The sequence below is a fragment of the Anaplasma capra genome (assembly GCF_025628805.1).
Lineage (GTDB): Bacteria > Pseudomonadota > Alphaproteobacteria > Rickettsiales > Anaplasmataceae > Anaplasma > Anaplasma capra.
This window is the reverse complement of record NZ_JAOTBG010000009.1, coordinates 17,104-37,878: the sequence shown is the minus strand read 5'-3', so window position 1 is coordinate 37,878 and position 20,775 is coordinate 17,104. Positions and strand designations below refer to the sequence as shown.

Here is a 20,775-nt window from a genome sequence, read left to right as displayed (position 1 = left end):
AGTCTTCTGCCCATGTTTACCAATGCTCCGACACTCTCTGCGCCCTCTACCAACACCGGTTCTTTCTGATTGGGGGCATTTGCGTAGCCCGCCCTCCCTATGGACATACCGAAAGACATATTGCGTGAACTCGGCGCAGTGCACGTCAGCACTAAATCCCCCAAGCATGCGAGACCGGTTATGGTATCCATATCCGCATAGCCCGCCTTTGCCTCACATACCGACTTTATCTCAGCCATGCCCTGCACCATCACAATTGCAGATGCATTATGTCCCAAGCCCATTCCTGCGACTATACCGGATGCTATGGCTATAATATTTTTCATAACTGCGCCAATCTGTACCCCCACATGATCACCGCTGTGGACCACTGAAAAGGTCGAATTGCTAAGTTGCGATGCAAGCATACTTGCAGTTTCTGTGTCCTTGCCCGCCAGTACCATAGCGCATGGTAATCCGGATGCGAGCTCTTTTGCCAGCGCGGGACCTGAAAGGATAAACACGGGATTATGTCGAAATATCTCCGTGACCACCTCGCTAGGGAATTTGAGCGAGGAGTTTTCTATTCCTTTACTGCACACCAACAAAGGTATGTTTGGCTGCAAGACCTGAGCCTCCGCCATGGCGCTACACAAGTTGCGAAGCTCTTGCGCTGGTACGCACAGCATTGCCACAGTTGAGTTCAGAGATGCAGTATCCATTCTGGAGTGCACAGACACTTCCTGAGGCACCTTGAACCCAGGCAGGTACGCAGAATTTTCCCCACTAGTGTGCAGAGACTCTACGACCCGCTCGTTTCGACTCCAAAGACACACCTTTTTGCCCGACTTACACAGCGCGATAGACAACGCGGTGCCGAATGCGCCAGCTCCAAGAATAGCAACTTGCACTTCAATCTTCAAAAACACGTGCCAGGCATGGTATAGCCTAGTGCGCGATTTATCAACATAAAACGTACAGCAGTAACTAGATAGGAAACTGTGATTTATGGATCAACGGGTTCACAGCTAGTTAGGCGTTTTGTGTGCTGTGCAGGGGTACAGCGAGGGTTGCGAACACATTTTTAAGCAGTTGTACGCATATAAAAAAGCTTGTGTTTTATGTTTAGCGTGGAATAGCATCTGCACGTTGGAGGGCTGGGCTTACGATGAATTCCGGAGATTTGCTATCTGCTGTAAACGATTGGATGCGCTGGCTACGGGAAGAGAGGAAATATGCTGCGCACACTGTTGTGGCATATGAGAGGGATATCATGAATTTTTGTCGATTCATTTGTGGTGAGTCCCTTGAACGCTCTGTGAGCCTCGAAGATGTTCAGAAGTTGCGCTTGACGGAATTTAGAAAATGGCTGGCTGACCGTTGCAAGCAGGGAAAGCAAGCTTCATCGAATGCAAGGGCTATTTCTGTTGTTAGAAGCTTTTTTCGTTACTTACACCGCAGACTGGGCATCAAAAGCCCAGCAGTTTTTAATATTGCTAAACCTATCATGCGCAAGAGTTTGCCTAGGGTTTTGGAGGAATCACAAGTTCGTCAGATCATTAAGGAACCCGAGGACTCTCACTGGACGTACAAAAGAGACCTGGCGGTATCAGCACTGTTGTATGGTTGCGGCCTGAGAATAAGCGAAGCGGTGAATGTGACATTCCGTGATCTAGAACAAGATGGATTGCGTGTATTGGGTAAGGGGTCCAGAGAGAGAATTGTCCCTGTTTTATCGTGGGTCAGACATGCTATTGATGAATATGTAGGAAGCTGCCCCCATCACAAGGTGTGTGGCATGTCCAGTGATGAATACGTTTTTGTTGGGTTACAAGGCAGAAGGCTGTCTAGAACATACTTTGCACGCAGGATGAGGGAATTGCGTAGGCGTATTGGGTTGCCAGAAACGACGACCCCTCATGCGCTTAGACACAGCTTTGCCACTCATCTGTTTTTAGGTGGTGCTGACATAAGGATAGTGCAAGAATTGCTAGGGCACGCGAGCATGTCTACTACGCAAATCTACACCCATTTGGACTATAACAGCGTAATAGAAAATTATCGGGGATTTCATCCACAAACTGCAAAAAAGAATGGCTCAGTTTAGTACCACACTGTGAGACTCACGCGGTACTATGCTTCCGATAATACGTGCGTCCTCGCCATTCTTTTTCAATGCTCGTTGAACCTCGACTGATTTGTCTTCGGATGTTATTAGTATCATGCCGAGTCCGCAGTTAAAGGTCGCAAACATCTCTGTTTTCGGGATTTTTGCCTCTTGCTCCAGCCACGTGAATATTCTGTGTTGTTTCCAGGTCCCAAGCCGGATGTCTGCGGCAAGATGTTTGGGTAGGACTCTAGGTATATTGTGTATCAGCCCCCCGCCGGTAATATGGGCCGCGGCCTTTGTCATATGCAACACCGGTAACACAGAACCCACGTATATTCTAGTGGGCTCGAGCAACACGTCTGCCCAGGTGGCGCCGTCAGCAAAGGGACATGGGCTGCCGTAAGAAATATCGCGGTCCTTAAGCACTTTTCTGATCAACGAGAAGCCGTTCGAATGTGGCCCGGAAGAAGCTAGCCCTACGATTATATCTCCAGCACATACCTGGTCAATACGTGGCAGTATCTCACTTCTTTCCACTATTCCGACAGAGAATCCTGCTAGGTCATAGCTGCCGGCGGGATACATGCCAGGCATCTCCGCAGTTTCTCCACCGACAAGTGCCGTGTCCGCGCGCACGCACCCCTCCGTAATTCCCGAGACTATCTCTAACGCAGTGTCGTGATCAAGGCTACCAGTGGCGAAATAATCCAGGAAAAACATGGGTTTGGCACCCTGAACTAGAACGTCGTTTACACACATGGCAACTAAGTCTATGCCCACGGACCTGTGATTTTTTGTCTCCTGTGCCACAAGCAGCTTGGTGCCGACACCATCTGTGGACGAGACCAGAACTGGTGAGCCGTACTTTCTGTTGCCAGAGAAAGGGTCATACAACGCGCCGAAGCCGCCTATGCCTGATATCACGCCGTGGTTCGCAGTAGATGATGCGAGCGGCTTTATTGCCTCAACAAGCTTGCTAGCCAGGCCGATATTTACACCGGAATCTGAGTATCTATTCATTGTACTTGAAGTCCCTAACCCTGATAGGGTAGCACCAGATACTATAAACTTGTATAAAAAATATTTATTGATTAACTGCTACTCTGCTATAGAATACACGCTACCTTGCATGGTACTTCGGGGCTTGTTCTGGATGAGTACTGATGATCGTGGTGCTGAAACGTTGGCCAACATGGAAGTGCTTTCCGCTAGATTGTTACACGACCTGGCGGGCTCCGTGGGCTCTATGGCAAGCTATGTGGAATGTCTAGTTGAAGACCCTGACTCCGAGAGTGTACTGGACTCACTGGAGGAAGCGTCTGAGGAGATAATAGCGAGGTTTAGGTTATTGCGCCAGGCCTACAGCGCGTCGGAGGACAACTCTGATATTGAGAAGACTAGGAATAACATAGAGCAATACCTGAGCAAAAGAGGGATTGCGCAGCTTACTTGGGAGATCAAGATCCAGTTCGCAGATGCAGAGCTGATGGAAAAAGTCAACCGGCTGCTGGCGCATGCCGCATTGCTATCTACAATGCTTATGATACGGGGCAGTGAAGTGGCGGTTTCTGTTGATGCTACTGCGGGGGGAGACGTGCAGTTGAGAATAAAACTCACGGCTGGTGAAGTGGAGATGCACCGCGACATAGAGAGCGTTCTTATATACAGGGCTACGGATGAGTGTCAGCTGAATACCAGGAATGTCCAGGCGTATTTCATGTCCTTGCTATTGATAAGATACTGTGCCGCATTCTGTTATGATGCAGGCAATTCGGTGATAGAGATAACCTTGCCCCACTAGGTTTCCACAACCGGGGCATGTCTGGCCGAGAATTATGGCAGTGGGGAGGTGGAGATCGGCCTGCTGTCCGCGTAGGTGCTACCTCACCAGCTTTATAGATCCGGTCTCTTTCTGTGCTGCGAGCAGTGTGCTCCGCAGGCCAGCCATCATCTTACTAAACTCAGAGCCTTGCATTTGGGTGTATGCAGCTGAAGCTGTAGCCGGAGGTGAGCAGCGTGTTGATAGCCTATCAGAGATGCTTTTGTGAACCCTAGAAACTGCAGAATATGCACTTGCGCTGTTGCACCCAAGGAGCATGAAGACAAATTGGCGCCCTCCCAAATATCCAGTAATGTCTGTGTACCTAATGTTTTCGCTGATTGTGTCAGAGAGCGCTCTGTCTAGTATGTCTGCGAGGCTGTTGTTATGGGCTGGGTCCACTGCAACCATGCAGATTACTGAGTTAACCCCGCTGCTGTTTACGAAGTCCAGCACTACTCCTATCTCGGTTTCTGTAGACTTCTCATCCATGATGCCTAGAGATTCATGCATGGTATACCGGGAATTTGGAGGCAATTTGCCCACCCTGAAGGCGTCAAGCTTCTGTGACAGGCTCGTGTCACGTATCAGGATTTCATAATTCAACGCTCCCTTGCTGGACGCTGTACGAAAAATCTTTGGCCGCACGGGAACCGGCTGCAATTTACTATCCAGCAGCGTAAACTCTCTGATTTTCGATATCACCTCAGAAAGGTCCGTGCCGTCGTCTGTAAACTCAAGATAACTACTGACTATGTCCTTCGTCCTGGGATCCAATATTGAGTATAGAGAGGTGCCCACTAGAGATTCCTTGTCAGCAAAACCGAGAAGCGCCAAGACGCGCTCGTTGACTCCAGAAATAGACACACTCTGCGAGTCATTATCCTGCCTGACAGATATTATAAGATCGTCCTCTCTACGCGCTATGACAGAGTCTTCCATGTTCCCATCCAGCCGCACCTTAAGCCTCACAACGCCATGCAAGAGGGGCGAGGCCACTACAGGATATCTGTGGAGTGTTACCAATATGTTAACCACGTAAGCCGCCCCTAGCGGCGCGGAAATCCCCAGCATTCTACAATGCCGACTTCCCGCGTCAGGGGAAGAAACCCAACGTTCAGGAGAAGAGCATGGCTGTGATGCTGCCTAGCCCCTGCAAGACACGGATGTGGGGCAAAATTATGTGGTGCGGTTACCAGCTCACTTGTTCGGATGCCTCATCGCTGTGGCTCCACAGCTCTTCTAGGCAGTAGTACGATCTCACTTCAGGTCTGAATATGTGTACAACCACACCCTGCATGCTAATAACCACCCAGTTACCGTCGCGCAGCCCTTCTATGCAAACTTTCCCGTAGGAAGACGCTTTCTTCTTCACATGCTCAACTAGGGATTTAACATGTGTAGAAGAATTTCCGGACGCCACGATCATATAGTCGGCCAACTGGCACCTACCGGCAACGTCCAGGACGACTATATCACTGGCGCTGTGCCCGTCGAGAACGGCGACCATAGAATCTTTGACGGCGCCAGAGAGAGCACTAGATCCTAGCACTAAAAAACCTCGAAACCCACTTGTTGCGCATTATACCATTGTAGACCGATTAGCACAAAGCAACTCTGATACGGCGCATTTATTACCCAAGCTTGTACCTAGGTTGCTGTTTTTATGGTTGATGAATAAATGATCGGTGGAGTATTTCCACGCTTTTTACTATCATGATGCTTCTAGATGAGAGGGCCGTATGAGAGCGTTCTTAATTCTTGTGCTGTGCTCAGCACTTATGCTGCCCTCTGAGGCACTATGCGTTCGTGTATTCAGAGATAGCGAAGTAGAAAATGTTATCAAAAAAATCAACATGCCCCTGTTCGCAGCTGCAAATGTTGATGCTAGTAGCGTGAAGGTCTTCGTGGTAGATGACAGTTCTGTAAATGCATATGTCTCTTCTGGAGGTGATATTTTTATACATAAGGGGCTTATGCTTTTCTCTAAGGATCCTAGTGTAGTTACAGGGGTTATCGCGCACGAGATTGCTCACATGTCTCAACACCACATTGTGAAGAAGGGTAGTGAGATACGTGGAGGTGTGGTAGTTGAGGGAATAGGGTATATTTTGGGTATGATAACCTCTTTGGCTGCCGATCCTAGAGTAGGGGAGGCCATAATGTTGGGAAGTAGTACAATTCACCACAGGGGATTGTTGGCTTACAGTAGAGCGCAAGAGGAAGTGGCTGATCAATACGCACTGGAATATCTTGATGCAGCTGGTTACACCAGTGACGGGTTGCTCGAGGTTTTGCGCCATTTCAGCCAGAAAGAGTCTCGATTGGTGGATATAGAAAGGGATGAATACCTTTCTACTCATCCTGTGAGTAGGCAACGCATAGCCAAGGTTGGTAGCTATTTGAGATGTAATACAGTGAAAGGGTTTTCCGACGAAGATCTGGCTGGCTTCAAGCGCATTGTGGAAAAAACAGAGGCGTTTTTGACTCCAGTCAAATTGCTAGAACGTAGTGCGCTGTCGCCGTATATGCAGTCTATACTGGATTACAGGAAGGCTAACACCAGTGATGCCATAAAGATGCTTGGAGATCTAATAGAAGCTTCTCCCTCTGATCCCTACCTGTATGAGGTACGAGCGCATATTTTTTACAAGCTTGGCCAAATAGAGCGTTCTATTGCGGACTACAAAACAGCGCTGAAATTACTTCCTGGGGATGTGCTGATAAAACTAGAACTTGCCCAGGCACTTATGTTGAGCGATCCCCACGAGGCAATTGAGTATTTGGAACAAGCATCTTACCAGGAAAAGGAGAACCCATTGGTTTGGAAAAACCTTGCTATAGTTTACGGTAGGACGGGAAATATTGGCATGTCCTACTTTGCAATGGCCAACAGGTTTTTTGTTGAAGGTGATGGCAAGAAGTTTGCGAAATATGCTGCATTGTCTAAGATGCACCTGAAAGATGGAAGCGTGCAGCTGCGGATCATTAAAGACATGGAAAGAGCGCGCGTTCGGTGACGTAAGCCATCACCAGGTGTGGTTGCCATATATGATAGACGATACAACGGATTTCCGGTTTTTTGGGGGCTCTGGAGAGCACAATTCGTTTCTGGCGCGAGTACTCTAAAATATCTGCGGTGATTTACAATGCAGGCTCCATAGGTGCGGCAAAGCCCGCGCCTCGAGCTGGCCATGGCTGGTTAAGGTCCAGGCCAGCTTGGAATCCCGCACTCTTTGACCACGTTTATTTCCCTTACTGATAACAGCATGGTCTCTAGCGTTGCCGCTAGTACTGTATGGGGATACCTTGGGCAAACATCGCACGCTGGCACTAGTACGAAATCTCTATTGTGCATCTCTCGGTGTGGAATGGTGAGAACATCGCTCTGCATTGATAGATTGCCGTACAGTAGTATGTCTATGTCTATAAATCTTGGGCTCCAGGTTCCGGTGCTTTGCCTACCCAGAGCGTATTCGATTTGCTGAGTGCATTCTAGTAGCTCCATCGGAGACAAGTTAACGTAGCCCGAAATGACCATATTTAAAAACGGAATGTCGTACCAAGCGGGCGCTCCTTCCGGTAGCAAGGCCTTGGTTTTGTATATATAAGAATATCTCCTATTATAAACAGGTAGAAGTTTGGCAGCGGCTTTCAGATTTTGTACCCTGGCTCCAAGGTTGCTTCCCAAGGCAAGTACTACCATCATGTCCGTCCTCCGTTCATGAGACTGCGTATACGTGAGTTGTTTTTCTGTGTTTGGTCGCGATGTAGTAACCGGCACGTGCTACGGCTCTACTATAGATCTTCCGTAAAACGACCACTGTAGTGACTGTTACTGAATGCTTTGTAGTTTCTTTCTAGATCTTGGAGGTGAACCTCTGCAACGTTCGCAATTTTTAGCACATATTCCTGTGTAACTCTGCCTATAAGCGCGTGCGGGACCTCTGAGAAAATCGACTCAAACTCTGCGCTATGGGCTTCGTGCACTGTAAGCACTATTCTGCTTTGCGACTCTGAAAACATAATTGCCCGTTCCCACATTGCATCCTTAGGTATTCCACTTGTGGGTACTGCTGACAGATCTATTTCTGCGCCAAGCCTGCCTCCTATGAGAGCCTTAACCAGGCTAACTGCAAGTCCGCCCAGGCCTGGTGCAATTGCAGATGATATTATATTTCTAGTCGTGGCATGGTGGAACTTGCGATACAACAATTTAGCAGCGCGCGCGTCTACTGATGGGATATTGTCGTTGTCTACCCCGCTATAGGCCTGATATTCCGACATACCTAGTTCGTTGTAGGTGGTTCCTATAATGTATATTTGATCGTTGCCTTTTACGTGAGGTGAGGTGGCGTTTTCTACGTTTTCGATAATGCCAAGCGTGGAAATGAGCAGAGATGGGGGAGCAGAAATGTGGACTGATTGACCGGAGTTGTCATATCCGTGGAAATCGTTGAACATACTATCCTTGCCAGATATGAAAGGTGTGCCGAAAGCAGTTGCATAGTCATAACAAGCCTTAGCCGCTTGTTTGAGTTGCCATAACCTACCAGGATCAGTTGCGTTGCTCCAACAAAAATTGTCTATTAAAGCCAGGTGGTCTACATTTCCTCCAACTGCGGCGTAATTGCGTATTGCCGTGTCAATTGCACAGGCTGCCATCCTATAAGGATCGGCCTCTCCGTACCTACACCCAAATCCATGGGACTTGACCACGCCTTTTTGGGACGAAGGCACAGGACGCAAGACCACTGCATCTCCACATATTCTGCCCGCTCCTTGCAGCGGTTTAATTACTGAGGATGCCTGAACTTCATGGTCGTACTGTGAGATTATGTACTCCTTGCTACATATGTTTTTGCGGCCCATCATGTTGTACAGATCTTCAATTACTGAGATACCTGACCCAGGCTTTGTCTGCTGAGTGTAAGAGCGTTTCTCCGTGGTAAGAGCCAATTTGGGCATGCCGTGATGCAGGAAGTCTACGTCTATGTCCATTACGACCTTTTCATTGTGTGTAACAACTGCCCTTCCTGTACTATTGAATTCCCCGATGACGCTTATTTCCACGTCGTGCGTCTGCATAATGCTTGCAAGTGTAGGATATTTGTCTGGAGGTACGGAGAGTGTCATTCTTTCCTGAGATTCTGATATCCATATTTCCCATGGCAACATATCTTGGGTTTTGAGGGGCACCCTATCCAGTTGGACCTTAAACCCCCTGGAGCCCATCTCGCCAATGGAAGAGGAGAGCCCGCCAGCCCCATTGTCCGTTATTGCGTTGTACAGCCCTAAGTCTCTTGCATTCTTGACTATTGCATCTGACAATTTTTTCTGTGTAATCGGGCTACCTACTTGCACCACGGTAGCTTGTATACCTTCCCTGAGGGCGTGCGAAGAAAACGTTGCACCGTGAATTCCATCTCTCCCGACTCTACCGCCGATTACCACTATATAGTCTCCATCCTGTGCCGTCTTTACATGTGCTGGTAATCCGGAAACCTTGCGCGGCATGATTCCGGTGCTGCCGACAAAGACTAATGGTTTGCCACAGAACCTGTCATCGAAATATACGGATCCCAAAGCAGTTGGAATTCCTGAACAATTCCCTCCAGAATTCACCCCCTTGATTACTCCTTCTGCTATCGTTTGCGGTGATAGTATCTCCTCTCGACACTCTTGATCCCTATACAGTTTCTTTTTAAGACTTTCTGCAAAGCAGAAGTAGTATGAATTCATGATTGGCTTTGCACCCATGCCAAACCCGAGTATGTCTCTGTTGACGCCCAGAATGCCAGTCTCCGCTCCGCCAAAGGGATCCAGCGCTGATGGGCTATTGTGCGTTTCTACTTTGTCTACTATGAGCAGATCTTCATCGAACACTATCGCTCCGGCATTGTCGGAGAAAACCGACACGCATATGGGTGAGTTTATCTCATAAGTTGCTCGCTTTATGTAGTGTTTGTACAGTCCGTCAGGTATTTCATCCATCTTGGCGGAAAATATGTTATGTTTGCAGTGCTCCGACCACGTCTGGGCCAGGGCTTCAAGTTCTATATCATTGGGATTGCGGTTTTCGCTGTCGAAGTATGCGCGTATTGCATGCATAGCTTCAAGAGATAAATTCAGCGGTCCACGCCCGCTTATTCCCCTTCTGCTGATCTTTTCTAGCTCTGCATCTTCTACGTGCAAGTCTACTAGGCTGACGTCCTCCCCACTTTTGGAATTTGCGGTGCTGTTACCCATAATGAACGGTATCGGATGTGGGGTTACACACGGGTTAGGTATTGAGCCGTTTATGGCGTCTGTGCTCTTATTGCCCAAGAATCTGACTTCAAACTTGCCATCTGCCCTAGCGTGTACCAGTTTGCAATACTGCACCAACGGGTTATAGTCACACGGAATATGATCTAGTTTTTTGAAGAAACGAGCTTTTGATGCGTGTACCAGCACATCCTTAATGTTCAAAAAGTTTTCAACTATCTGAGCTGCAGAGGTTCCTATGTTGTCGGTCATTCCCGGAAGATAGCCGATTTCCACTGAATATGCGACCTCCAAAATTTCAAACAAGTCATAAGGTTTGTTGGACTTTATATTCCTGTATCCATGTGCCCCCGGTCCGTACATATCGTACTCATAAACGAAGGCATAACGCCCGCAGATCGCATTATTTGATAGCAAACGTGTAGCACGCAAAATGTCCTCTGTGCCCACTTCGCTTGAGGTCCGTACAACGTACACTTGCTTGCTATTGGGGTCAAAGATGTCATCAACTGCGATCCTAAATATCATACAGTGGTACGATGTTTGCAGAACTGTCACATTATTACAGATCATCAAATTTTCGTATAGCCAAATATCTGCAAAGTTGTGATATAGCGCATGAAAAAAGTGTCTCTGGCTGGGTAGAAACCGCTCACGTCTGTGCGGACCATGACACTGGAAAAGTGCTCGCGCAAGATCCAGGTGCTCCCAATGCCAGCTGTAAACCAACTGCAGGGGTGGGTACCAGGTGGAGATAAGCCGGATTCTGTTTATGTAGCCATTCATCTGGGACAAGCATCGCTGCCTGCCTCAAGCGACTTACCCGGGTAACATGAGAGAAGACATAATACCCTTCTTAGCCTTGCTCCTGGTGGTGGTTGCCTGGCTGCTACGTGTTGCCACGAGCACGGTGCGCTCTTACCGCACCTTTTCACCCTTACCTCATAGAGGCGGTAATTTTCTGTGGCCCTAACCTAGGGTTACCCCCGGCAGGAGTTACCTGCCACCATCTTCCCTTGGAGTCCGGACTTTCCTCTGCACACGAGGTACAGCGGCTACTTCTCCACCTGGAAGCTGGGATTCTATCCAATACTATGGGGCTATGCAAGCTTCTTAATCTTTTGAGTTTTTGATATGGATAGGTTTCTGCTGCCAAGTGTTACTAGACTTAGTAATATCTGGCTATGATGGCTAAGATCGAGTGCCGGTACGGGTGCGTTTCACCAGCTGCGGTTTTGGGGTTCCCTTAGCGTGTAGCACACAGAACGCGATCGTGTATCACGCGAGCTGCGCGTCAGGAGCATGCGCAAGCGAAGATGCAATTCCTAGCTGGGACAGCAACTCCTGATCATCCTCAGGCCGGGCATTTGGTGTAGTCAGGAGTTGTTCGCCACAAAATATGGAATTCGCCCCCGCGAACATACACAGGGCTTGCATTTCTTCGGACATTTCCCCTCTGCCTGCAGCAAGGCGGACGTAGGATGCGGGCATCATGATTCGTGCGCACGCAACAGTGCGGATAAAATCAATATTGCTAATTTTTGGCTGTCCCCCCATAGGAGTGCCCTCTATCGGTACTAGCCTATTTATCGGGACGGAAAGCGGATGCTCCTCCAAATTTGCCAGAGTTACCAACATGCGCGCCCTGTCTTCCGTGCTCTCACCCATGCCGAGTATTCCTCCGCAGCAGACTTTTATTCCTGCGCGCTGAACGTTGCGTATTGTCTCCAGCCTCTCTTCATAGGTACGAGTGGTCACCACGTTACTATAGAATTCTCTAGAAGTATCCACGTTGTGATTGTAAAAATCCAGACCAGATTCCCTGAGCTTCCTAGCCTGTTCAAGTTTTAGCATGCCCAACGATGCACAACTCTCCAGCCCCTCGCTTTTTACCGCTTCTACGAACTTACAAATTGTGCCTAGATCTCTGTCATGTAGGTTTCTCCACGCTGCTGCGAAGCAAAACCTATCAGCTCCTATTCCCTTTGCTCTTTTTGCTGCTGCTCTAACTTCCTCAACTGTGGCAAGAGACTTTTTCTCAAGACCAGTACTATAGTGTGCACTTTGGGCGCAGTAGCAGCAGTTTTCCGGGCAACTTCCCGTCTTTATGTTCATAAGAACTGCAACCTGGACTCTGTTGTGCTGGAAGTTCCGCCTATGTACAATGTGAGCCTCGAGTATGAGGTCATGAAACGGCCTGCGAAGAAGCTCTAATGCCTCCTCAAATGTCCAATTATTTCTTGCCGTCACGCTTCGAACACTCCCGACTGTACTGGCTGCTAAACCGCCTGAAAGACTCGCTCATAGCTTCAAACTCATCCCGGCTTACAAAGCCCAGCTCCTGTATACAAGACTCTGCCTTGCGCCTAGCGGCGGCCTTCCCTTCTGAAAGAGCCCCTGAGGCCAAGCCGGCCACAGAAACACCCAACCTGACGCAATCGCGCAGCAGTGAAAAGAACATGAAACCACGGTAAGGACGAGACCTCTGGGATTCTACAAGTACTGTGATCTGATGTCAATTACCCAATGTTACGATAGCCAAAGCTACAGCCCGGACTATACAACGTGGTCTTGGCACGTAAAGCTCTATGGCACCCCGCACCGTTTGTAGATATTTTAGTATATCTTGCCTCCCACGACTCCGATTATGTGGTCAACTACGTTGTTACGCCCTAGAGGTAGAAGACACTGTCTGATTTTTATGTCACTGCCGTTGGCAGTTGTTTTCTCAGATTCTTCAATTATGGGTTGCTGATCTTCTACGACTGATTCCAGATAATCAAAGAGCCCTTCTACTATTTGCGGAAAGAACACGACTACATTTTCTGACTCTGAGTAATATCTGAGATCAGATTTGTACAACTTGACAGACTCTTCTCCAGCGTAGATACATGCGTACTTTCTGCTATCATCCTCGGTCTTGACCTGCAACATAAAGCAATACGGCCAAATTTCCATGATATCTGCTGGGTCTATTTCTTCCTTTGTAGGGAAATCTCTGCCATCGCGTAACTGGTCCCAATACGAGCACAATATGTTTATGGCCCTCCTTTCCGATGTGTACTCCGGCATCTGCCACTCGCGATCCTTGCAACGATCTCCGGACTCTACATCAGAGATATTTATTTTTTCTTACTTATCTAAAAGATGTTTGGGGCACCAGACGCTCGTCTAATGGGATACTTGAGTGCCTACTCTCGGGAATCTGTGGTCCAGGTTACGTGCCGGAAGCTTGAGTTACGACTTAGCACCGTTCTTACACCTCTTTATGTACTGTATGGGATTTACAGACTTGCCATTATGCCTGATCGAGAAGCAAAAGAAATATCCGCTGTCCGCACTGGGGCTGGACTTTGCAATTGTGGCAATGGCCTGGCCCTTCTTTACTTTATCACCAACTTTAACGTGTACTTCGTGTAGGTAGGAATAGAGAGATATCGTGTACTTATCGTGTTCAAGTATAACCAGGCTTCCATACCACCGGAGTCCTTTCCCCACGTACATAACCTTCCCGCTGCCCGCTGCCTTAACCTGTGCGACGCCATCCGCAAATATAGCAACCCCGTCATTACAATATGGGCCCCCTCCGCCACTGGTATTAGATGCAGGAACGGCTTTGCCACCGCTTATAGGCATGTCAAACCCGCACTTTTTTCCAGCTGCAGACTTGGTTGCTTGCTTGGGCTTTGTGCTTGCGGGGGGCTCACTATGCGTGGGTATATCTCTGACCAGCAACTTGCGCTTGGATGATGCTGTAGCTGTCGCACCACGCTCGCTATAATCCCGCGCTAGATGATAGTCCGCACTTTCGTCTCGTTCTCGATTCCCATAAAACTCCTCGCCCCTCAGAGATACAGGAGCTGGGTCTTGGGTCAGACAGCCGCACAAAACAAGACCGGCCACTGTCAACGCTACCGCCCGCACATTTGTAAGTTGATCACCTCACCATTCGCTGTATCATAATGGACTCTTGGATACTTGTTAATGATTATTTGTAAGGGTGAGGTGTAAGTGCTGGGGAGTGGTTTGTGTATGGAGTTCCTGGATGTGACGGAACGCGCCGCGATTGAAGCGCACAAGTTTGCGGGCAGGGGAGACGAAAAAGGCGCTGACAAAGTAGCAGTGGATTCTATGCGTTCCACACTTAATAAAATGCGTATAGAAGGGACAATAGTTATTGGGGAAGGGGAAAGAGATAATGCACCCATGCTGTATGCTGGGGAGAAGGTTGGTTTGGGAGGTCCGGCGTTTGACATAGCGGTTGATCCGCTTGAGGGCACCACCACATGCTCCCTATACAGAGATGGGGCCATGTCCGTAATTGCGGTTGCGCGGCCTGGTTGTTTGTTAAGAGCGCCAGATGTTTACATGGACAAAATAGCCGTTGGGCCCGGGTTACCAGAGGGAGTGGTGTCTTTGGATAATGATCTAAAAACAAACCTACATAACTTGTCGCGTGCCAAGGAGCGCGAAATTCCTGCCTTGACTGCCGTGGTGCTGAAAAGGGACAGGCACATCTCCATAATAGAAGATCTGAGGAAATTAGGTATCCGCATTAGGTTGATAGACGATGGCGATATATCTGCTGTTATGTCTTTGATTAGCGGAGAGAATGACATATACATTGGCATAGGAGGAGCGCCTGAGGGCGTGCTGTCCGCAGTTTTGCTTGCGTCTGTAGGTGGGCAAATTGAGGGCAGACTGATTCTTAACACGGATTCGCTGCGGGAACAGGCTAGAAGCTTTGGTATAGAGGATGAGAATAGATTATACGCGATCGGTGACATGGTAAAAGGGGATGCGTTTTTTGTGGCTACTGGGGTCACAGACAGTTTGACTATGAGGGGGATTTCGTATAGTGAGGGTGGCTGCGTGAGGGCTGATTCGATAATCCTGTCCCCTAAAGGTGTTGTGACGCGGGTCAGTAGAACTTTTTATAGCGGTGTACCGAGCGCATAGCATCCAACTCGGTGTTGGGTCCAAACCAAAAGCGGCGGCTTCTGCAAACCTGCTCGCCGCGTAACACCAAAACCATTGCTTCGGACTACTCAGCTTGGTGACTTGCCCGGCTTCCACAGGTTTCTGTCTGGCTTCTTTGTGCAGTTGCGCTGCCGCGGCAGCGCATGTGTATTATAATGTTGGTAATTGCTGCTGGAGTTATGCCGGGGATTCTTCTAGCAGCGCCTATAGAGAACGGTTGTGCAGCCTGCAACTTCTCCTGCACCTCTTTGGACAGGCCATGGATTTCGGAGTATTCCATGTCTCGGGGAATGGATGAGTTTTCCTCCTCCAGAAACGATCTTACGTCCGCTTCCTGACGCTTTAGGTACGGTGCGTATTTCCCTTCGATGCCAACTGCATCTAGAACTGCGCTGCTGAAAGAATTCAAGTGTGGCCACAGCTGCGTTAATACGTCAATACCCATGTTGGGGTAACTTAGTAACTCAAGGGCGGTTTTCTTTTCGCCATTTTGGGATATGGATATGCCACATTTAGATAGCTCATTTGGAGTTACGCTGATGCGATTAAGCTCGCCCACAAGCTCGTCCATTCCTCTTTTTTTGTTACATAGTGCTGTGAATCGACGGGTTGAGACTAAACCCGCGGCATGCCCCATTTCTGTGAGTCGCATGTCTGCGTTATCGGAGCGCAACCTCAATCTGTATTCCGCCCTTGAGGTGAACAATCTGTAGGGTTCACTGGTGCCCAGCGTGACCAAATCGTCAATCATCACTCCTATGTACGCCGCACCCCTATTCAACACAAATGGGGTATAATTTTCAGATAGAGATAGGGCCGCATTAGCCCCGGCTACAATACCCTGGCCGGCAGCTTCTTCATACCCTGTTGTACCGTTGATTTGTCCAGCGAAGTACAGCCCCTTGACTTTCTTAGTCTCCAGCGTTTGGTGCAATTCTCGTGGGTCAACAAAGTTGTATTCTACTGTGTATCCGTGCTGAAGCATCTCAGCGTTTTCAAGCCCTTGTATACTGCGAAGCATTTCTAATTGAACATCTACCGGACAGGAGGTCGAGATGCCGTTCGGGTAGACGGAGTTAGAATCCAGCCCCTCTGGTTCTAAAAAGACCTGGTGACTTTTATGCTCTGGAAACCTTCTGACCTTCTCTTCTATAGAGGGACAATATCTTGGTGCCGCAACACAGACAAGCGATGTGCAAGATGCGGCAAGATGCCTGTTGTTTCTTATGATCTCATGCGTTTTTTCATTGGTGTGGGTAATGTAACACGAAACCTGTGGCAGGCTGACGTTCTCAGACAGGAAAGAAAACGGAGTGGGGACTTGATCACCCTTTTGTTCCTTTGTTGATGACCAATCTATGCTGTTCTTGTTAATTCTGGGTGGGGTGCCCGTTTTCAATCTGCTAAGCCGAAAGCCATGCGTGTCTAGAGCTTTAGCCAGTCTCGTGGATGGCTTGTCTCCCATTCTGCCCGCCGGGAGGCCCTTCTCTTGGCCCACATATATCATTCCACCTAAAAAAGTACCCGTGGCCAGGACCAACCTTCTCGTGCTTAGAACCTTTCCACAGGAGAGCTCAACCGATGTGATGTGCGGGCGTTGCGACCCGTTATCAGTTGCGAAGTTGACAACTGACGCTTCTAAAACGACGAGGTTTTTGTGGCTCAAAATGACCTCCTGCATGGCACTCTTATATGCATCGCGATCAGCCTGCGCTCTGGGGCCCCAAACTGCTGGACCCTTGCTTCGGTTTAACACGGCAGAATGTATGCTGGCTCTGTCAATCACCTGTCCCATGAGCCCATCAAGTGCATCCACTTCTCGTACCACAACGCCTTTGGCGATGCCCCCTATCGCTGGGTTACAAGACATTTCGCCTATGGAACTGATTTTGTGAGTAATGAGTAAAGTCTTTGCTCCAATGCGCGCCGCGGCAGCCGCGGCCTCACATCCAGCATGCCCCCCTCCGACTACCACGACGTCGTAGTCCAGCACGATTGTTAACCAGATGGATCAAATCAGTAGATGGTAAAAAGTAATATCAGACGTGTCAAATAGTGCTACACTTCCGGTGTCTAAGTCGTTATACAAGCGTAACATGAATTTGGTGGTTCTGTCTGGATATGGGTTGAATTGCGAGGAGGAAACCCTCTTTGCGTTTATGGAGGCTGGTAGGCATTTAAACGCCAAAGTTTCCGGGCAAATAATGCACATCAATGAGTTGTTGCTGGCTCCTAAGCGTCTCAGAGAATTCAACACTATGGTAATACCGGGTGGGTTTTCTTACGGTGATGATACAGGGGCGGGCAACGCGTTTGCGCTACGCATGCTACATGGACTTGAGGACGAAATGCAGGCGTTTGTGGAACATGACAAATTGCTGTTGGGTATATGCAATGGTTGCCAGATTTTACTTAGGGTGTTTTTTCCCGACGTTGCCCTGGTGCGTAACGATGTAGGTAGGTATCAGTGTAGGTGGGTGAAGGTTAAATCCTGTGGACATTCGGTGTGGCTCGAAGGAATAGATGAGATGTACATACCTGTGGCGCACGGTGAGGGCAAGTTTTATGCCGTTGATGGTGTGTTGCCCGGGCTTGTGGAGCGCGGAAATGTTGCGATGCGGTACACAAGGCCAGATGGAGAGTTTGCGGATGGCCAGTTTCCACATAACCCCAATGGGTCGGTGTACGACATTGCGGCGCTGTCCGGCAACAGTGGCAGGGCTTTGCTCATGATGCCTCATCCAGAAAGGGCTGTGTTTTTTACCCAACGATATGACTGGACGGACATTAAAGACGCTAAGCTACGCGTGGGAGCGCCCATACCCACATATGCTGATGGCTTTGAAATTTTTTGCAACGCAGTTAGATATTTCGCCTAGCCGGCCACACGAAATGCTTTTTGCCTTCGGAATGGCGATCCGCGGGTGAGTTATGCAGGACTGGCGGCATACGGGAAAAGAAACAGCTTGCTGCTGTCACTGGCTTCCACTATGCCATCGTTGCCCAATTTCACCTTGGCCAGGGATATAAGCCGCACTGCTTCGGGGTAGCACGCGTGCTCCGCAGTCAATATCCTGTCTGCCAGGCTTTCAACGCTGTCGCCGCTCATAACTGGGACGGCGGCCTGAATTATTATAGGTCCTGCATCTAGTTCCGGATAAACGTAATGAACTGTGCACCCGGCTATCTTTACTCCAGCCTTGAGCGCTTGCTCCTGTGCCCGCATACCCTTGAAAGACGGCAGCAAAGATGGGTGTATATTTATTATTTTGTGATGCCACGCTTTGACGAAGTCTTCTCTCAATATGCTCATAAAACCTGCCAAGCATACTAGGTCAACTTCGTGGTCGAGTAATATCCGGTTGATTCGCTCAGTATCCAGAGGCCTTCTCTCAACGACGAAAGTGTTTAGCCCGCGACTGCGGGCCAGAGACAACCCTTCGGCTTCAGGGTTATTCGATATAACACACGAGACGACAGCAGGAAACTCGCCGTCAGAACAGGCCTTAGCTATGGCCTCCATGTTCGATCCCCTGCCGGAAATCAATACACCGAGCTTCAGACGATTCTCAGCTGTCATATCGCTCCACTATGTTTACCTCTCGTAGTACTTGGACACAAACCTGTTGAGCAGCATAACGCCGAACCCGGTCGCGCCCTTAGCAGCCACAGCAGACCCATCGTTGTCCCAGGCAACACCTGCGATATCCAAGTGGGCCCAAGACACCCCATTGACAAAGCGCAGCAAAAACTGAGCAGCAGTTATACTGTCAGCTCCATGCCCCTTTGTGGAAATGTTTTGCATGTCAGCCACTGAAGAGTCTATCATTTTATCATACGCCTCACCCATGGGCATACGCCACAGCTTCTCATTTACTTCCTCCCCAGCTTTTGTGAGCTGATCTGCCAGCGAATCATCGTTGGAAAAGAGACCCGCGTACTGATTGTTTCCAAGCGCAACGGATATTGCGCCGGTTAAGGTTGCTAAATCCACGATAAACTTCGGAGAAAATACTTTCTGTGTATACCACAGCGCATCTGCCAGAACAAGCCTACCCTCTGCGTCTGTGTTTAAAACCTCTATAGTCTGTCCGGACATGGAAGTCACGATGTCACCTGGGCGCTGCGCGCCTCCCCCAACGGCGTTCTCGACCAATCCTACCACGCCAACCGCATTAACCTTTGCCTTTCTTGCTGCTAGGGTTCTGATCAGCCCTACCACAACTGCAGAGCCTCCCATGTCATACTTCATATCCCACATGCCCTTGGCAGGCTTCAGCGAAACTCCCCCTGTGTCGAAGGTTACTCCCTTCCCAACAAACGCTACAGGAGCTCCTCCTCCGGGTGCCCCGGAGTACTTCATAACTACTAGTCTTGACTCTTTGGTGCTTCCTAGCCCAACCCCTAGAAGGGCCATCATTCCTTCTTGCTCCATTTGCTGCTCGTCAAGTATCTCTACCTCAACTCCTAGAGGAGTGAGCTCCTCCTTGATCCTTTTGGCATACTCCTCCGGGTACAGAACGTTCGCAGGTTCTGATGTCAAAGCGCGAACAAAGAACACTGACTCTCCCTCAGCCTTCAGAGTGCCAAAAGATTTTTTTGCAGCATCCGGATCCCCAGAGACTAACATGCTAATCTCCTTGACTGCTGAGTCATGATCAGATTTCTTATCACGAAAATACTGGTTGAAATTGAAACTTCGCAAGAGTGCCCCATACGCCACTCTGAGCTCTGAGCCGCCAGGAACCACAATTGCAGCGCTTTTTGCCTTGATTTTCTCAAGGCCGGAGTATATTGCCCCACCTAGCTCCATGGCCTTGCTTTCTGTTATAGTGTCAGACTCCTTGCCTAGCCCCACAACAAGCACCACCCTGCCATCTTGGGCGAGTACCACCGGCATGGTGCTTGCAAACTCTCCGGAGAACATTGCTGTGTCTCTAATCCTGAATACCGCCTTTTTCTCCTCAGGGTGGAGCAGCCCTCCGTCCTCAAGTGTATTGCCACCCTCGAAGACTCCCACAACAAGCACTGCAGTTTTGAGTAAGGTAGAAACACCGGAGGCGAGACTGACAAATGAAATGCTAACCATACAACAGGCCCCATAAGCTATACAGACACCAAGCGCGGATTCTAATACCATTGCGCAGCATGTCAAGAGGTGATTGCTGGCCATTATCCTGATAGTGTTAGGCACTGTAAATTTAGGCTTTGGCCCGGAATTTGGCGAATAACGTACTGGAGCTTGGGATGTAGACTTGTGCACAAGGCTGCAAGTGTGGGTCCATGGCAAAGCACTGTTGATCTACATTGCTCGCCGCAAACAACTATGCGCGTAATGTACCCCCGATCCGATGCCAAACAATCCAAAAGTGGTACCAACACGAACATTAGCCAAGTCTACAAATGTGCCAGATTGGCCTCTCCCAGAGTTTTGTGTTTTGGCGAGAAACTTGCCGTGGTGCCATGCAGAGTGTATGATCCCGGCGTAGCTGTGTCTTGCTATTCGGTTTGGGTTAGCAAATCGGCTGCAGCGAATTTTCGTGCTGACAGGGGTTGCCACTTCTGCTATTGTGGGTTGTCTATAGCCCTGGCGATTCCTCGAGCATGAGGGTTGTGTTTG

Annotated in this window: 18 protein-coding genes and 1 other RNA gene; 5 read left to right on the top strand and 14 right to left on the bottom strand. The window is 49.1% G+C overall.

Features of this window, described 5'->3' with window-relative positions; genetic code table 11:
• Positions 1-908, bottom strand: a 908-nt coding sequence (locus OC187_RS03375; RefSeq protein WP_263008601.1) for an NAD(P)H-dependent glycerol-3-phosphate dehydrogenase, incomplete at its 3' end; no start/stop codon positions are given.
• Positions 909-1,147: 239 nt separating this feature from the next.
• Here OC187_RS03375 and OC187_RS03370 point away from each other — a divergent pair.
• The gene (locus OC187_RS03370) at positions 1,148-2,086 is read left to right on the top strand and encodes a tyrosine recombinase XerC (protein WP_262998207.1); all 939 of its coding nucleotides are present in this window, start codon (positions 1,148-1,150) and stop codon (positions 2,084-2,086) included.
• Here the strand turns inward: OC187_RS03370 and purM are convergent.
• Positions 2,078-3,109, bottom strand: a complete 1,032-nt coding sequence (gene purM / locus OC187_RS03365; RefSeq protein ID WP_262998208.1) for a phosphoribosylformylglycinamidine cyclo-ligase — start codon at positions 3,107-3,109, stop codon at positions 2,078-2,080. The two genes, OC187_RS03370 and purM, sit on opposite strands and share 9 nt — an antisense overlap.
• Before the next feature lie 133 nt (positions 3,110-3,242).
• Between purM and OC187_RS03360 the strand changes: the two genes are divergently transcribed.
• Positions 3,243-3,890 (top strand): histidine phosphotransferase family protein, encoded by a 648-nt coding sequence (locus OC187_RS03360; protein ID WP_262998209.1) that lies wholly within the window; start codon positions 3,243-3,245, stop codon positions 3,888-3,890.
• Positions 3,891-3,968: 78 nt separating this feature from the next.
• On the opposite strand, the gene OC187_RS03355 is transcribed toward OC187_RS03360, so the two are convergent.
• Entirely contained in the window at positions 3,969-4,880 is a 912-nt protein-coding gene (locus OC187_RS03355; RefSeq protein ID WP_262998210.1) for a hypothetical protein, read from the bottom strand.
• Positions 4,881-5,100: 220 nt separating this feature from the next.
• Positions 5,101-5,418, bottom strand: coding sequence for a ribosome silencing factor (gene rsfS, locus OC187_RS03350; protein ID WP_262998234.1), 318 nt, complete (start codon positions 5,416-5,418; stop codon positions 5,101-5,103).
• 232 nt (positions 5,419-5,650) lie between these two features.
• Between rsfS and OC187_RS03345 the strand changes: the two genes are divergently transcribed.
• Positions 5,651-6,928, top strand: a complete 1,278-nt coding sequence (locus OC187_RS03345) for a M48 family metalloprotease (RefSeq protein WP_262998211.1) — start codon at positions 5,651-5,653, stop codon at positions 6,926-6,928.
• Between the two features lie 182 nt (positions 6,929-7,110).
• Here OC187_RS03345 and folK read toward each other — a convergent pair whose 3' ends face one another.
• From folK to OC187_RS03310, 7 genes are all read right to left on the bottom strand, one after another.
• The gene (gene folK, locus OC187_RS03340) at positions 7,111-7,617 is read right to left on the bottom strand and encodes a 2-amino-4-hydroxy-6-hydroxymethyldihydropteridine diphosphokinase (protein ID WP_262998212.1); all 507 of its coding nucleotides are present in this window, start codon (positions 7,615-7,617) and stop codon (positions 7,111-7,113) included.
• An 89-nt stretch (positions 7,618-7,706) separates the two neighbouring features.
• Positions 7,707-10,703, bottom strand: coding sequence for a phosphoribosylformylglycinamidine synthase subunit PurL (locus tag OC187_RS03335; protein WP_262998213.1), 2,997 nt, complete (start codon positions 10,701-10,703; stop codon positions 7,707-7,709).
• A gap of 212 nt (positions 10,704-10,915) precedes the next feature.
• An RNA gene (gene rnpB / locus OC187_RS03330) (RNase P RNA component class A) lies at positions 10,916-11,246 on the bottom strand.
• 207 nt (positions 11,247-11,453) lie between these two features.
• A complete protein-coding gene (bioB, locus tag OC187_RS03325) occupies positions 11,454-12,425 on the bottom strand; it encodes a biotin synthase BioB (protein ID WP_262998214.1) in 972 nt (323 codons plus the stop codon).
• A complete protein-coding gene (locus OC187_RS03320; RefSeq protein WP_262998215.1) occupies positions 12,409-12,636 on the bottom strand; it encodes a hypothetical protein in 228 nt (75 codons plus the stop codon). Before OC187_RS03320 ends, bioB begins: the two co-directional genes overlap by 17 nt.
• A gap of 155 nt (positions 12,637-12,791) precedes the next feature.
• Entirely contained in the window at positions 12,792-13,247 is a 456-nt protein-coding gene (locus OC187_RS03315) for a PAS domain-containing protein (RefSeq protein WP_262998216.1), read from the bottom strand.
• A gap of 165 nt (positions 13,248-13,412) precedes the next feature.
• On the bottom strand, positions 13,413-14,099 hold the full coding sequence (locus tag OC187_RS03310) for a murein hydrolase activator EnvC family protein (protein ID WP_263008600.1): 687 nt from the start codon (positions 14,097-14,099) through the stop codon (positions 13,413-13,415).
• Between the two features lie 108 nt (positions 14,100-14,207).
• Here OC187_RS03310 and glpX point away from each other — a divergent pair, with 108 nt between their 5' ends.
• Positions 14,208-15,134 (top strand): class II fructose-bisphosphatase, encoded by a 927-nt coding sequence (gene glpX, locus OC187_RS03305; RefSeq protein WP_263008599.1) that lies wholly within the window; start codon positions 14,208-14,210, stop codon positions 15,132-15,134.
• A gap of 85 nt (positions 15,135-15,219) precedes the next feature.
• On the opposite strand, the gene mnmG is transcribed toward glpX, so the two are convergent.
• Positions 15,220-17,148, bottom strand: a complete 1,929-nt coding sequence (mnmG, locus tag OC187_RS03300; RefSeq protein WP_317619008.1) for a tRNA uridine-5-carboxymethylaminomethyl(34) synthesis enzyme MnmG — start codon at positions 17,146-17,148, stop codon at positions 15,220-15,222.
• A gap of 103 nt (positions 17,149-17,251) precedes the next feature.
• On the opposite strand from mnmG, the gene OC187_RS03295 reads away from it, so the two are divergent.
• Positions 17,252-18,034 (top strand): phosphoribosylformylglycinamidine synthase subunit PurQ, encoded by a 783-nt coding sequence (locus OC187_RS03295; RefSeq protein WP_262998236.1) that lies wholly within the window; start codon positions 17,252-17,254, stop codon positions 18,032-18,034.
• A gap of 50 nt (positions 18,035-18,084) precedes the next feature.
• Here OC187_RS03295 and purN read toward each other — a convergent pair whose 3' ends face one another.
• Positions 18,085-18,735, bottom strand: coding sequence for a phosphoribosylglycinamide formyltransferase (gene purN, locus OC187_RS03290; RefSeq protein WP_262998219.1), 651 nt, complete (start codon positions 18,733-18,735; stop codon positions 18,085-18,087).
• A 15-nt stretch (positions 18,736-18,750) separates the two neighbouring features.
• Complete coding sequence (locus OC187_RS03285; protein WP_262998220.1) at positions 18,751-20,244, bottom strand: leucyl aminopeptidase; 1,494 nt, start codon at positions 20,242-20,244, stop codon at positions 18,751-18,753.
• Between the last annotated feature and the right edge of the window lie 531 nt (positions 20,245-20,775).